The sequence below is a fragment of the Gardnerella sp. KA00390 genome (assembly GCF_049244075.1).
GTDB classification, from domain to species: Bacteria; Actinomycetota; Actinomycetes; order Actinomycetales; family Bifidobacteriaceae; genus Bifidobacterium; species Bifidobacterium vaginale.
The window spans coordinates 1,071,553-1,083,997 of sequence record NZ_CP058372.1 but is presented as its reverse complement, the minus strand read 5'-3'; the positions used below and the strand labels follow the sequence as shown (position 1 = coordinate 1,083,997).

Here is a 12,445-nt window from a genome sequence, read left to right as displayed (position 1 = left end):
TAAACAAGTGTTTATGTCCTCATGCGCAAATAGATTGGAACGCATGAATTCCAATGTACTTCGTATGTCTCAGCTGTTCCTTCGTACGCTGCGCGAGGATCCAGCAGACGCGGACGTGACTTCCGCAAAACTTATGCAGCGCGCAGGCTATATTCGTAAATCCGCTCCAGGTGTGTGGACTTGGTTGCCGCTCGGACTCAAGGTTTTAAACAAGGTTCAGGCGATTATTCGTGAAGAAATCAACGGTATCGGTGCGCAGGAGGTCCACTTTCCAGCGCTTCTTCCACGCGAGCCTTATGAGGCGACAAACCGTTGGGAAGAATACGGCGACAACATTTTCCGCCTTAAGGATCGTCATGAGGCTGACTATCTTCTTGCTCCAACGCACGAAGAAGTTTTCACGCTCCTTGTTAAGGATATGTATTCTTCTTACAAGGATTTGCCAGTTACTTTGTATCAGATTCAAACGAAGTATCGCGACGAATTCCGTCCTCGCGCAGGTCTTATTCGCGGTCGCGAGTTTATTATGCAGGATGGTTATTCGTTCTCGATTGACGAAGATGGTTTGAAGTCTGCTTATGTTGAAGAGCGCGCTGCTTACGCTCGAATTTTTGACCGTTTAGGCATTAAATATGTGATTGTTCACGCTGTTTCTGGCCCTATGGGCGGATCGGATTCTGAGGAATTCTTGGCTCCAATGGCAATTGGCGAAGATACTTTTGCGCTTGCTCCTTCTGGAAAAGCTTGGAATGTTGAGGCTTTGACCACACCAGAAATGCAAGATGTTGACTGCTCGGCAACTCCTAAAATGGAAGCTCTTGATACTCCAGATGCTAAGACGATTGAAGCTTTGGTTAAAGTTTCTAACGATTTGCATCCACGCAAAGACGGCCGCGAATGGCAAGCAGACGACACTTTGAAGAATCTGATTATTGCTGTTAAGCACCCGGCTGATGCTGAGGGCGGCGAGCACGAGGAGCCATGGCGCGAAATCGTGGCTATTGGTATTCCAGGTGATCGCCAGGTAGATATGAAGCGTCTTGAAGCTCAGTTTGCTCCTGCAGAAATTGAAGAAGCAACTGAGGATGATTTTAAGGCTCATCCTGAGTTTGTTAAGGGCTACATTGGCTTTAGCGTATTAGGTCCTCAAGCTCGCAAAGAGGGTAGTGGAATTGAAAATCCTGTCCGCTACTTGATGGATGCTCACGTTGCAAAGGGTAGCGCTTGGATTACAGGAGCTGACGAAGACGGAAAGCATGTTTATAACGCTGTTTACGGCCGCGATTTTGAGGCTGATGGTGTTGTTGAAGCAGCTCAGGTTCGCGACGGCGATATGAGCCCAGATGGTTCTGGTCCATTGAGCTTCGAACGCGGTGTTGAGATTGGTCAGGTGTTCCAGCTTGGTTTAAAGTATTCTAAGGCTTTGGGCTTAAGCGTTCTTAACGAAAACGGTAAGGCTGTGCCGGTTTGGATGGGCTGCTATGGTATTGGCGTTAGCCGCGTGATTGCATGCTTGGCAGAAACGCATCACGACGATGCTGGTCTTGCATGGCCTATGGCGATTGCTCCAGCTCAAGTTCACGTCGTTGCTACAGGCAAGGATCAAGTTGCTTTCGATGCTGCTGAGAAGGTTGTTGAAGAGCTTAGTAAGCAGGGAATCGAAGTAATCTTCGACGATCGTCCAAAGGTTTCTCCAGGCGTGAAGTTCAAGGATGCTGAGCTTGTTGGCGTTCCGCTGATTGCTGTAGCCGGCCGCGATACTGTGAACAATGGAACGATTGAAATCCGCGATCGCAACGGTTCAAACGTTGAGGCAGTTCCAGTGGATGAGGCTGCTGCTCGAATTGTAGAGCGCGTTCGCGAACAGTTGTAATCGCAATAACTGTTAACAACGAATCAGCGATTAAGCAATTAAACTATTAAACAATTAAACGACTAAGCAATATTGCCGTTGGTGTAATGCTTTGCATATTATACGCATTATTTTCAGCGGCAATATTGCTATGAATAGTAAAAAATTATATAAATTATTAGAATAGAATGTTAATGAGTTTTAATGTTTAATTCTATTAAAACTTTCTAAAAATCATTTACACCTCCTTCAATATCGTCATAGTGGTTTTCTTCGACTTGTGAGCCGAAATCTATTGTTTCTTTTGCTGAAGATTCAGCATCATAATGGTATTCTTGGCTGTCGTTTTCTTGCGAAGAATCCATAGAATAAGTATTAGCCATAGGGTTTTTCATCGCCAAGCTCAAATCTTGATTGGAATAAGTATCTTGATTTGCCCGATTTTCTTGGTTTATTTGATTAGTGTGATATTTACTATTGTTACTCTGATCGGTTCTTCCACGATTATAAGAGTATTTAGTAAAAGCACTAATTCCTCGATTTAGGTCGTGTCCAATTGCGGTGGCTTCTAGTACAACTCGAGACCGGTCTTCTCCATCTTTGTGCCAGGATTCCGTGTTTAAATTTCCGCACACGACTATCGCATCTCCCTTATGCACGCTTTTTAGCACATTTGCAGCTAAAGACTTGTATGCTTTTACTGTCATCCAAGTTGTCGGTCTATCTTTCCACTGTCTTTCCTCGCTATGGTAGTAAGACGTTGTGCTTCCTATTCTAAGTGAGCATGCTGGTGAGTTTTCGTTGCGACTAAAGTTCACAGGGTCACTACCTACATAGCCGCTGATTGTTAGTGTTGCTTGTTGTTGTGCCATATTCTTAACCTTTCAAAAGTTTGGACTGCGACTAATTTAAATCTCAAAATTCATCACGCAACACGTGTTGATTATTGTGATTTTCAATAAATTCGCCGCAGTAGAATCAACTATGAAGTATCAAAAATAGTTTTGCAAGTTATTTTTATCAATGTGGTTAAAGCCTATGCTTTATGCACATCGTTTAAAAACTCTTGACAAAATATGTAAAATTGAGTAGGCGAGTCTAAAATGTGTAAAATATATGTAGATTGATATACTTAGCGAAAGTAGTTTTTGTTTTTCATTAGCATTGGAAGGTGAAGCTTGAGTTTTTTGCCTACTTGTTTGTGTTATTTGAATCAGGGATTACTGAAAAGTAGTTATTAATCACGTGGAGAGAGGTCTACATTTATGTGGCATAAGTCGCACGTATTTTCTGCAAAGAAATGTTTAGCTGCTGCGGCATCAGCTGTTGCTTGCGTAGCAATGATTGGATCTACTGCCGTATCTGCTAGTGCTTTGGTTATAGTGCAAAATCACAGTGTTGCTAATGTTAATACTAATTGGCAAGTTAAGAATCAGTCGGCTGCAAGCTACATTTTAGGTGCAATTCGTGATGTGCGTTCAAAGTATTATGACGATGGCGTTACCCTTATGAACGGTATGACTCTTGCAGATTATGTTACTTCTAAGGGTCTTACAAAAGAACAGTATATTAATGATATTCGCTACGATCGTGCTAATGAAGAGGATGCTTATCGTCGTGCAAATGAGACTGTTCAGCATGGAAAACTTGGACATTTTGCTGCGGATGGTGTGAGCCTTCCAAACTACGATGGTCGTAAGGCTTGGGGCGAAAACATTGCTTGGGGTGAAAGCTCAGAAGAATCTATGTCGGATTGGACCGCTGGAGAGGAGTCTGCGTTACACCAATCTAATGGTGCTGAAACTACTTACAATGCTCATCTTTACCAGATTTTGAATCCAGAAAACATTTCCTTCGGATATGGTGAAGTAGCTGGTACCTCATACGGAAGAGTATCTGTTTTAACTCTTTCAACTCAGGTTGGAGACACTGACTACCCACAAGGCAAGTTAGGTGTTGCTCCTCACCTTGATTTTGCTTGGATTATCCGTAATAACGATATTGCTGTTGGTGCAAATGCTTACACCGACAAGCAGCTTGAGTATCGTTGGCTTTCTTACAATTTGAATACTCAGCAGTGGGCTACTATTGCTGATTGGGGTACTGGAAACTGGGCTTCTTGGGTTACAAAGCCAGGTGACTATTGGCTGCATTGTGAAGCTCGTGATCCTTCTACTAAGAAAGTTATTTTAGAAAAGACAATTGCTTTCCACTACACAGTTCCAAGCCAAACAGTTATTACTGGAACTTATGCTGGTTGGCAAGGCAATAGTGTTCTTCTTGGTGCATCCACTAATAATCCTAATGGCTCTACCAAGATTAAGATTTATGATTACAATGCTAAGCAGTGGGTTGAAGGATACGATGGCCCTTGGGCTTTGTGGAGCCCACGCCCAGGCATTTACTGGACTCATTTCGAAGCTTACGATGAGAATGGTAATTTGTCGGATGTTAAGACCTACGCCTTTGGCGTGTGAATCTGATTAGTAAATCTGATTAGTATCATTTAAAAAGCCTGCAAACGTTTTAAACGCTTGCAGGCTTTTGTTTACTTATTTACTTTATTTGTGTTTTATTTGCAACTTACCAAATGTGTACGCGCTCGCTTGGAGCAAGCCACATCTCGTCGCCGTCTTTAACGTCGAAAGCATCGTAGAACAAGTCAACGTTGCGCGCAATGCCATTAGTGCGGCACTCTCGTTATTAAGTTAATGCTATGCCATAGATATTTATTACGCGAAAATCTATAGATATTTATTTTATTTATATAAATAATTGATTATGATTTTATATATGGAAGGCAATATTTCTTATGCTATCGGCATTGACGTCGGTTTAAATTCAGTAGGTCTTGCTGCAATTCGCTTAGATGATAATGGGGAGCCTATAAGAATACTTAAAGTAATAAGTGTTATTCACGATGCTGGTATTGATCCAAATGGGGCAAAAGAATCTGATACGCGTAAAGCAATTTCTGGTGTCGCGCGGCGTGTGCGCAGGTTATATCGTCAGCGCAGACGTCGTTTGCAGAAACTTGATTTTCTATTACAATCATTGGGTTGGCCGGTTGTTGAAAACAAGGATTTAGAGTTTTCTAATTCGTTTATTCCATGGATTTTTCGTGCAAAACTTGCTGATGAATATATTGAGGATGAAGAACAACGTAAACAAATGTTAAGCGTTGCAATTCGTCATATTGCTAGACATCGTGGTTGGCGCAATCCTTATCAGTCAATAAAATCAATGATGCAAGAGACTGAGTATTCTGAATTTTACAATGAGTTGCTAAAAAATATTGAAAAGTTTGCGCCAGGAGTAGGTTGTGAAGGTTCTACGCCTGCGCAATTAGTACGCGATTATCTTTTATCACAACAAGGTAAACCCTCACGTCGTTTACGTATAACTACAGACGATAAAAAGAAAAATCATCCCAACTCATTAGATCCTGTTTTACCACGTAAGCTAATGCAAAGTGACAGCATGCTTGAGATTCTCAATATTTTCAATGTGCAACATATTGATGACAAGTATGTTAGAGAGCAGATTATTAATGCTGTTTTTTATGAGAAATCTCCGCGTGGCTCTGCAGAAAATCGTGTTGGCAAAGATGCTATAACAGGAAAGGGTAAGCGTGCGCTAAAGGCATCGTTAGCGTTTCAGAAATATCGAATCATATCTACTATTTCTAATCTTAGCATAAGAGAAAATTCAAAAGAACGTTGTTTAACAATAGAAGAAAAACAGAATGTTTATAAATTATTAACAACTTCGACTGATGAGTCATCAAAAAAGAAAAGCGCTGAAGTACCATTATACACTTGGATTGATGTAGCTGATTGCCTCGGAATTGAACGCTATAAGTTGCGTGGAGTAGGATCACAAATAGGAGATGGAGAATCTGTTGGTAATCGTCCTCCAATGTTGAATAGTGAGTTAGCTATTATTTATGCGAATAATAAATCTTTAAGACAATCGTTGCTCACGTGGTGGTTAGATGCTAATCGTACGCAAGAAGATAAAGAAGCTCTTATTGAGATATTGAGCAACACGGTAGACATAGAAGCAATTCATGATAATCCTGAATATCAAGATAAGTACGGTTCAGCAATAGCATTTATTGATTCAATGGATGAAACAGAAATTGCGGCATTGGAAAATATTTCATTGCCTAATGGTCGTGCTGCTTATAGTTTGGAAACATTAGATAAACTCAATAAGCAAATGCTTGAAACTGATGATGATCTATTTAAAGCGCGCAAAAAGTTATTTAATTTACCAAATAATTGGCGTCCATCTGAAGCTCCTATTGCAGAGCCAACAGGTAATCCTTCAGTTGATCGAGTATTGAAAATTGTGCATCGATTCCTTATAAGTGCTAAAAATCGTTGGGGTAATCCTGTACGTATTAATATTGAGCATGTTCGTTCTGGATTCCAATCTAAAAAAATGGCGAATTCATATAAGGAATTATTAGATAAACGAACCAAAGGTAAAGAAAATCTTAAAGCAATGATGCGGAATTCTTTGCATTTAGGCATGAGTGATTCTATTTCAGATGCAGATATACGCCGTTATGAGGCTGTTCAACGTCAGAATGGGCAATGTTTGTATTGTGGCTATGAGATTACTTATCATACATGTGAGCTAGACCATATTGTTCCGCGTAAGGGGCCAGGTTCTACGAATACTCGTGAGAATTTAGTTGCTACTTGCTTATCGTGTAACGCTCAAAAGTGTAATACTCCTTTTGCAACTTGGTGCGAGCAGTCTACATATTGCAAGAATCATGATATTAGTGTAGATTCCGCTATTAATCGGGTTCGTGCTTTTATTTTCCCGCCTAAATCATACGATAAACGCGGTGCTAATCAATTCAAAAAAGAAGTTATATCTCGCTTGAAACAAAAAGTTGGTGATGAAGCGTTTGATAATCGTTCTATCGAATCGGTTGCATGGATGGCAAACGAATTGCATCGTAGAATTGATTGGTATTATAACTCGCAGAATTATCAAACAAACAATGGTATTTCCGATATAAGTAATAAAGCTCAAACAAATGTTGGAGTTTATGCTGGATTGCTTACTGCTATAGCAAGAAGAATGTCTGGAATTGACGGAAAACTGGAGTTCTTTGATGGTAGAAGGAAAACTCGTTTTGATAGACGACATCATGCAGTTGATGCATCAGTAATTGCAATGATGACTCCAGGAATGGCTCGAATACTTGCAATTAAATGCAATCTGCGTGAAACACAGTTATTGCAAGGCAATAAAGTGGTTCCTGGTGGTATTGATTGGAGAGAATATCCAACGGCTAATGATCAAGGATATCAGCAATATGCTAATTGGTCTGTTCGTATGAATGCGTTATTGAAACTTCTTAATGAAGAAATGAGAGCTGATCGTATTGCTGTGGTTAATTCTATTCGTTTGAGATACAGTAATTCTTCTGTTCACAAAGATGATGTACATGCATTATTAAAGTTGCACGTCGGCGATGAAATCGACAGTGAAACAATCCGACGTGCTTCTACTCCTGCGCTTTATTGTGCGTTGACACGGAATCCTGATTATGATGTAAACAATGGTCTTCCTGAAAATCCAGATAGAACTATTCTGTTGCATAATAAGAAGTTAAATGCATACGATTCAATTACTTTTTTCAAGGCACAAGCAGCACAGCTTTTCGTACGAGAAGGTTCTGTAGAGATTGGTAATTCTATCCATCATCTACGCATTTATGAATACTTTGAAAAGTTGAAAAGTGGAAAAATTAAAAAATCTTATGGAATGATTCGTGTATTTCAAAATGATTTGCATAAACATATTCATGAAGATTTATTCTCGTGTGATTTGCCTGAACAATCTATCTCAATGAGATATGCTGATACAGAAGTCACTCATGCTGTGCAAACAGGTAATGCTAATTATCTCGGATATCTTGTGCCTGGCGATGAGATTATCGTTGATTTTAGTCATGCTAAATTATCAGGATATATTGGTGACTTTGTAGAATTCCTAAACAAGATAGGTGCAGATTGTACAGCATATAAGCATTGGGTGGTTGTGGGTACGGACGATAAAACAACTTTGATACTTAAACCATCGATGATTTCTTCTGAAGGAATTGACAAGTTGTATTCGAATTGCAAGCGCAATAACTTCGATTATACTTCTTATGAAGAATCTATTAATAAGATTCTAGCTGGTAAAGGTTGGCGTGTTTCGGTTAATGTGTTGGCCAAGTATAACGTAGCAACTATTCGACGTAATGCGTTAGGTGAAGTTCGTTGGGTATCACGTTCGCATTTACCTATTTCTTGGCGTTGGGATACTGGAGAAAATAGAGAATAGAGGAATTATGCAGAATGCTTGGCGTGTGATTGATTGTACTAATTTACAAGGTGAATTACGGTATATTCGCGGTAGGATTTTAGTGTGTGATCACGCATTAGAGCAGAAAGTTGAAATTCCGCTAGCGGAAACGGCAATATTGCTTATTGGTTTGCATTGTAACTGTTCTACAGGTCTGCTTCATCAGTGTGCTGAATATGGTACTTGCGTAATGACCTGTGATTGGCGATGTGTTCCTATCAGTGCTATGCATTCGTGGACCAATGTTCCTACGAGAATTACGGTTCGTCAATTGTCTCAGGCAACAATGAGTGTGCCTCGAAGAAAAGCAGCGTGGGCTCAGATTGTTCGCGCGAAAATACGTGGACAAGCAGCTTGTCTTGATTTATTAAATAAAGAAGGGGGTGGATTATTACGCGGACTATCTAATACTGTTCGTTCTGGAGATGTAACGAATAGAGAAGGCCAAGCTGCTCGTGAATATTGGAAACGTATTTTTCCCGAGGAAGAAGATTTTCATCGTAAACCAGGGTCTGGTCAAGATAGGAATGCTTTACTTGACTATGCTTATATGGTGTTGCGTGGTTTTTCCATTCGTGCAGTTTTATCTGCTGGTCTTAATCCAACAATGGGTATGAATCATCATAATGGTACTAATTATTTCTGCTTAGCAGATGACATAATTGAGCCGTTTAGACCAGCTGTTGATTACGCTGTTTCAAAATTATCATTCTCAGATACTCCAAATGATAAAGCAGTTAAAAAGTATTTGATCGACAGTGTTAATCAACAGTTTAATGGTTCTGGACATACAATTCCTAGCGCTTTATCTGATTTAGCTCAATCATATGGTATTTATGTGGAAAAAGACATGGAAGACTTTCGAGTACCACAATTTGTAAGGAGTGAATTATGAAAGTCGATGAGGACAGTGGTGGCATGTGGTGTTTAGTAATGTTTGATTTACCAGTGAAAACAAAAGTAGAGCGTCACGCTGCAACTGTATTTCGCAATATGCTGCTTGATATGGGGTATGCAATGGTACAATTTTCTGTGTATGTCCGTTATAGCCCCACTCAAACAGGAAATAGAACTTCAGTAAAAATAATTAAGGATAATCTTCCTCCACGTGGATCAATACGCATTTTACATGTCAGTGATCATCAATGGTCATCTGCACAACGTTATTACAATGCCAGGCAAGAAAAGAAAGAGGAGGCTCCCGATATTGCTATGCTTTTTTAATCATAAAATGTCTTATAATGGTTGGAATTCTACCATTCTTGATGATATACCAATTATATCAAGAATGGTAGAAGCTAATTTTCAACTAATGGTGACATTAAGCTTAAGTCTCTTCAATTATATCAAGAATGGTAGAAGCTAATTTTCAACTAGATGCTTTCCCAGCAATGATTGTTAACAATTATATCAAGAATGGTAGAAGCTAATTTTCAACTATATATTGGACGGGCGGCACAGGCGTACAATTATATCAAGAATGGTAGAAGCTAATTTTCAACTAGCGTGTGTGGTGGTTTTGATGGTTCTCAATTATATCAAGAATGGTAGAAGCTAATTTTCAACCCAGCCAGGCAACGGCTCAAAACTAGATCAATTATATCAAGAATGGTAGAAGCTAATTTTCAACAAATAAATAAAAACGGGGAAGCTAGAAAGCTTCCCCTGCAGTGATAATCATCAAAACTGCTGAGCAATCAAACTGGATAACAAGTCCAGTCTTATTGAAAATTAGCACTTCAAATATATCATTTTTAAGAAACAAAAGACAAGTGAATTTTTTTAAGTTTTGTTAAAAGATTTGAAAAGTTAACATATCGATATATTCAATGAATGACACAGTTGGAGATATTACTATTATTATGTTTAACATATATGCGTTTTTTAAAAAGTGCATTCTTAGAATGTATGTATGTACATAGATAGCATCCATATATTCATAATGGGAACGTTACTAATGCAGCGTTCCCATTATGTTTTTTATAATATGCGACTTTATATGCGATTTACCAAATGTGTACGCGCTCGCTTGGAGCAAGCCACATCTCGTCGCCTTCTTTAACGTCGAAAGCATCGTAGAACAAGTCAACGTTGCGCGCAATGCCATTAGTGCGGCACTCTGCAGGGGAGTGTGGGTCGATTTGAAGGTATTGCTCCGCAATCTCGTTACGAGCCTTTGAACGCCACACAAGTGCGTAGCTTAAGAAGAATCGTTGCAAAGCAGTGAAACCATCAATCTTAGGAGCGTTCAGCAAAGTTTCGCGAATCGCATCATCACTTCCGTCGACTTCTTGTCCCTTGCTCTTTTGCAAAGCAAAAGCGTAGGCTTTAAGAGCAATAGTTACGCCGCTTAAATCACCAATGTTTTCGCCGATTGTTAAAGCGCCATTTACGTGAGGCATTGCATCGCGCTCTTCTTTGCTCTTTAAGTGAGAGTATTTAACAATAAGCTGCGTTGGTGTAAAAGCATTGTATTGCTCAATAAGCGTTTTAGTGCGCTCAGTGAAGTTGGTTTTGTCTTCTTCAGTCCACCAATTGTTAAGCACGCCGTCGCCATCATATTCGCAACCTTGATCGTCAAAACCGTGGCCGATTTCGTGACCGATTACGGCACCAATAGCGCCGTAGTTTGCTGCGTCTGGAGCACTCGGGCTAAAGAATGGCGGCTGCAAAATCGCAGCTGGGAACACGATTACGTTAAGCAGCGGATCGTAGTAAGCGTTTACAGTTTGCGGAGTCATCTGCCACTCTTCGCGATCCACAGGTTCTCCAGCTTTTGCAGTATACCTACCAAACACAAATCGAGAAACTTCGCGCATATTCTCAATTAAGCCAGCGTCTTCCTTAATATTTAGCGCAGAGTAGTCAATCCAATGATTAGTATAACCAATATTTGGCTCAAACTTGCTAAGCTTTTCCAAAGCCTTTGCTTTAGTTTCCTCGCCAAGCCAGCTGCTGTGAGAAATCGACTCGCGGTAAGCGTTAATAAGATTGTCAACTAAGCCTTGCATATACTTTTTAGAAGACTCAGGGAAGTGCAAGCGCACGTATTCTTTACCGACTTCCTCGCCGCAAGCATCGTCAACAACTCCGATTGCGCGCTTCCAGCGATCGCGCGGCTTGGTGGCGCCAGAAAGCACTTTGCCGTAGAAGTCGAATCGCGCTTGTGCAAAGTCCTCGCTTAACATGCTTGCCCAGCACAAAATCACATGCACGCGTGCCCAAAGCTTTAGATCTTCTAAGTCGGCTTCTTGCCAAATCTTATTCAATCCTTCTATAAAGCTTGGCTCGTGAACTACTACTTTGCTAAAAGCTTTACGAAAATCTATTGGCTGATTCTTTGCTTCTTCGGAATCGTCGTAAGATTTTTGAGCAGCATCCAAGAATGCGTCAAGATTCAGCGCTTCAAGCGTTTTTGCCAAATCCGCATAATCGTAAGGATTATAAGTTTTTTGAGAATCGCGTGTTGCTACGTTATCCCAGTGGTTGCTTGCGATTTGTGTTTCAACCTTCAAGAAACGTTCCGATTGCTCTCTTGTAGTAGTGGCATCACCGTATCCAGCTAAGCGCAACAATGAAGCCACCATTTTTACGTATTCAGCGCGAATCGGAGCGTAATTATCTTCGCGATAGTATGCTTCGTCTGGCAAGCCCAATCCAGCCTGCTCAATGTGCATAATATTCGTCTTAGGGTCTTTAGGGTCTCCGTAGACGCCAAAAGCAAACATTGCATTAGGTCCGCCATATGGAGTAAGAGAAGCAATAGTGCGAACTAAGTCTTCTTTGCTGCTAGCTGCATCAACAGCGTCTAAATCGCTCTTAATTGGCGTAATTCCAGCTTTTTCAATAGATGCAGTATCTAAATAGTTGCGGTATAGGATTCGCGACTTTTTGGCTGGGCAATCTTCGTTTTCTAAAATATCTCGAATTTGCGTCTCTGCATCTTCTGCAAGCTTGTAGAAAGCACCATACATTGGCTTATCTTCTGGAAGAGTGTAAGTGTCAATCCAAGGACCGTTTACGTAACGGAATAAATCGTCTTGTGGTCGAGTAACCGATGAGAAGGAAGCTGGGTCAAAATTTACAGCAGAAATTTCCTTCTGCGATTCCTCATTGTTGTTATTATTTTCATTGTTATTAGGCATGTGCCTAGATTACAAGTATTAAGCGACATCATTAGCTAGTATTTTCGCCATATTTTGCGCTATTTTCGTGCCT

7 protein-coding genes, 1 pseudogene and 1 CRISPR repeat array are annotated in these 12,445 nt (G+C 40.3%); of the genes and pseudogenes, 5 read left to right on the top strand and 3 right to left on the bottom strand.

Annotated features, from left to right (window positions below):
* The first annotated feature begins 43 nt into the window (after positions 1–43).
* Positions 44–1,873 (top strand): proline--tRNA ligase, encoded by a 1,830-nt coding sequence (locus tag HXT53_RS04305; protein ID WP_032841332.1) that lies wholly within the window; start codon positions 44–46, stop codon positions 1,871–1,873.
* 206 nt (positions 1,874–2,079) lie between these two features.
* Here the strand turns inward: HXT53_RS04305 and HXT53_RS04300 are convergent, their stop codons facing one another.
* Positions 2,080–2,724 (bottom strand): single-stranded DNA-binding protein, encoded by a 645-nt coding sequence (locus tag HXT53_RS04300; RefSeq protein ID WP_020760050.1) that lies wholly within the window; start codon positions 2,722–2,724, stop codon positions 2,080–2,082.
* Between the two features lie 393 nt (positions 2,725–3,117).
* Between HXT53_RS04300 and HXT53_RS04295 the strand changes: the two genes are divergently transcribed.
* Positions 3,118–4,329: a hypothetical protein gene (locus tag HXT53_RS04295; protein WP_004120048.1), complete on the top strand. Its 1,212-nt coding sequence runs from the start codon at positions 3,118–3,120 to the stop codon at positions 4,327–4,329.
* Positions 4,330–4,435: 106 nt separating this feature from the next.
* Here the strand turns inward: HXT53_RS04295 and HXT53_RS04290 are convergent.
* A pseudogene (locus HXT53_RS04290) lies at positions 4,436–4,549 on the bottom strand (M13-type metalloendopeptidase); the annotation flags it as partial.
* 84 nt (positions 4,550–4,633) lie between these two features.
* Between HXT53_RS04290 and cas9 the strand changes: the two are divergent.
* The 3 genes from cas9 to cas2 are packed head-to-tail and all read left to right on the top strand — an operon-like array spanning position 4,634 to position 9,451.
* Positions 4,634–8,206 carry a type II CRISPR RNA-guided endonuclease Cas9 gene (gene cas9, locus HXT53_RS04285; protein ID WP_020760048.1) on the top strand — a complete coding sequence of 1,191 codons (3,573 nt, stop codon included), beginning with the start codon at positions 4,634–4,636 and terminating at the stop codon, positions 8,204–8,206.
* Positions 8,207–8,213: 7 nt separating this feature from the next.
* Entirely contained in the window at positions 8,214–9,122 is a 909-nt protein-coding gene (gene cas1 / locus HXT53_RS04280; protein ID WP_004120052.1) for a type II CRISPR-associated endonuclease Cas1, read from the top strand.
* On the top strand, positions 9,119–9,451 hold the full coding sequence (gene cas2, locus HXT53_RS04275) for a CRISPR-associated endonuclease Cas2 (protein WP_004120056.1): 333 nt from the start codon (positions 9,119–9,121) through the stop codon (positions 9,449–9,451). Before cas1 ends, cas2 begins: the two co-directional genes overlap by 4 nt.
* A 50-nt stretch (positions 9,452–9,501) precedes the next feature.
* Positions 9,502–9,859: a CRISPR direct-repeat array (repeat unit 38 nt; unit sequence CAATTATATCAAGAATGGTAGAAGCTAATTTTCAACTA).
* Positions 9,860–10,233: 374 nt separating this feature from the next.
* On the opposite strand, the gene HXT53_RS04270 is transcribed toward cas2, so the two are convergent.
* Positions 10,234–12,372 (bottom strand): M13 family metallopeptidase, encoded by a 2,139-nt coding sequence (locus tag HXT53_RS04270; protein WP_421780008.1) that lies wholly within the window; start codon positions 12,370–12,372, stop codon positions 10,234–10,236.
* Positions 12,373–12,445 lie beyond the last annotated feature (73 nt).

Excerpts from the sequence above, each read along its gene's own strand:
- HXT53_RS04305 (WP_032841332.1), top strand. The coding sequence starts at position 44 with ATGAATTCCAATGTACTTCGTATGTCTCAGCTGTTCCTTCGTACGCTG.
- HXT53_RS04300 (WP_020760050.1), bottom strand. The coding sequence starts at position 2,724 with ATGGCACAACAACAAGCAACACTAACAATCAGCGGCTATGTAGGTAGT.
- HXT53_RS04295 (WP_004120048.1), top strand. The coding sequence starts at position 3,118 with ATGTGGCATAAGTCGCACGTATTTTCTGCAAAGAAATGTTTAGCTGCT.
- cas9 (WP_020760048.1), top strand. The coding sequence starts at position 4,634 with ATGATTTTATATATGGAAGGCAATATTTCTTATGCTATCGGCATTGAC.
- cas1 (WP_004120052.1), top strand. The coding sequence starts at position 8,214 with ATGCAGAATGCTTGGCGTGTGATTGATTGTACTAATTTACAAGGTGAA.
- cas2 (WP_004120056.1), top strand. The coding sequence starts at position 9,119 with ATGAAAGTCGATGAGGACAGTGGTGGCATGTGGTGTTTAGTAATGTTT.
- HXT53_RS04270 (WP_421780008.1), bottom strand. The coding sequence starts at position 12,372 with ATGCCTAATAACAATGAAAATAATAACAACAATGAGGAATCGCAGAAG.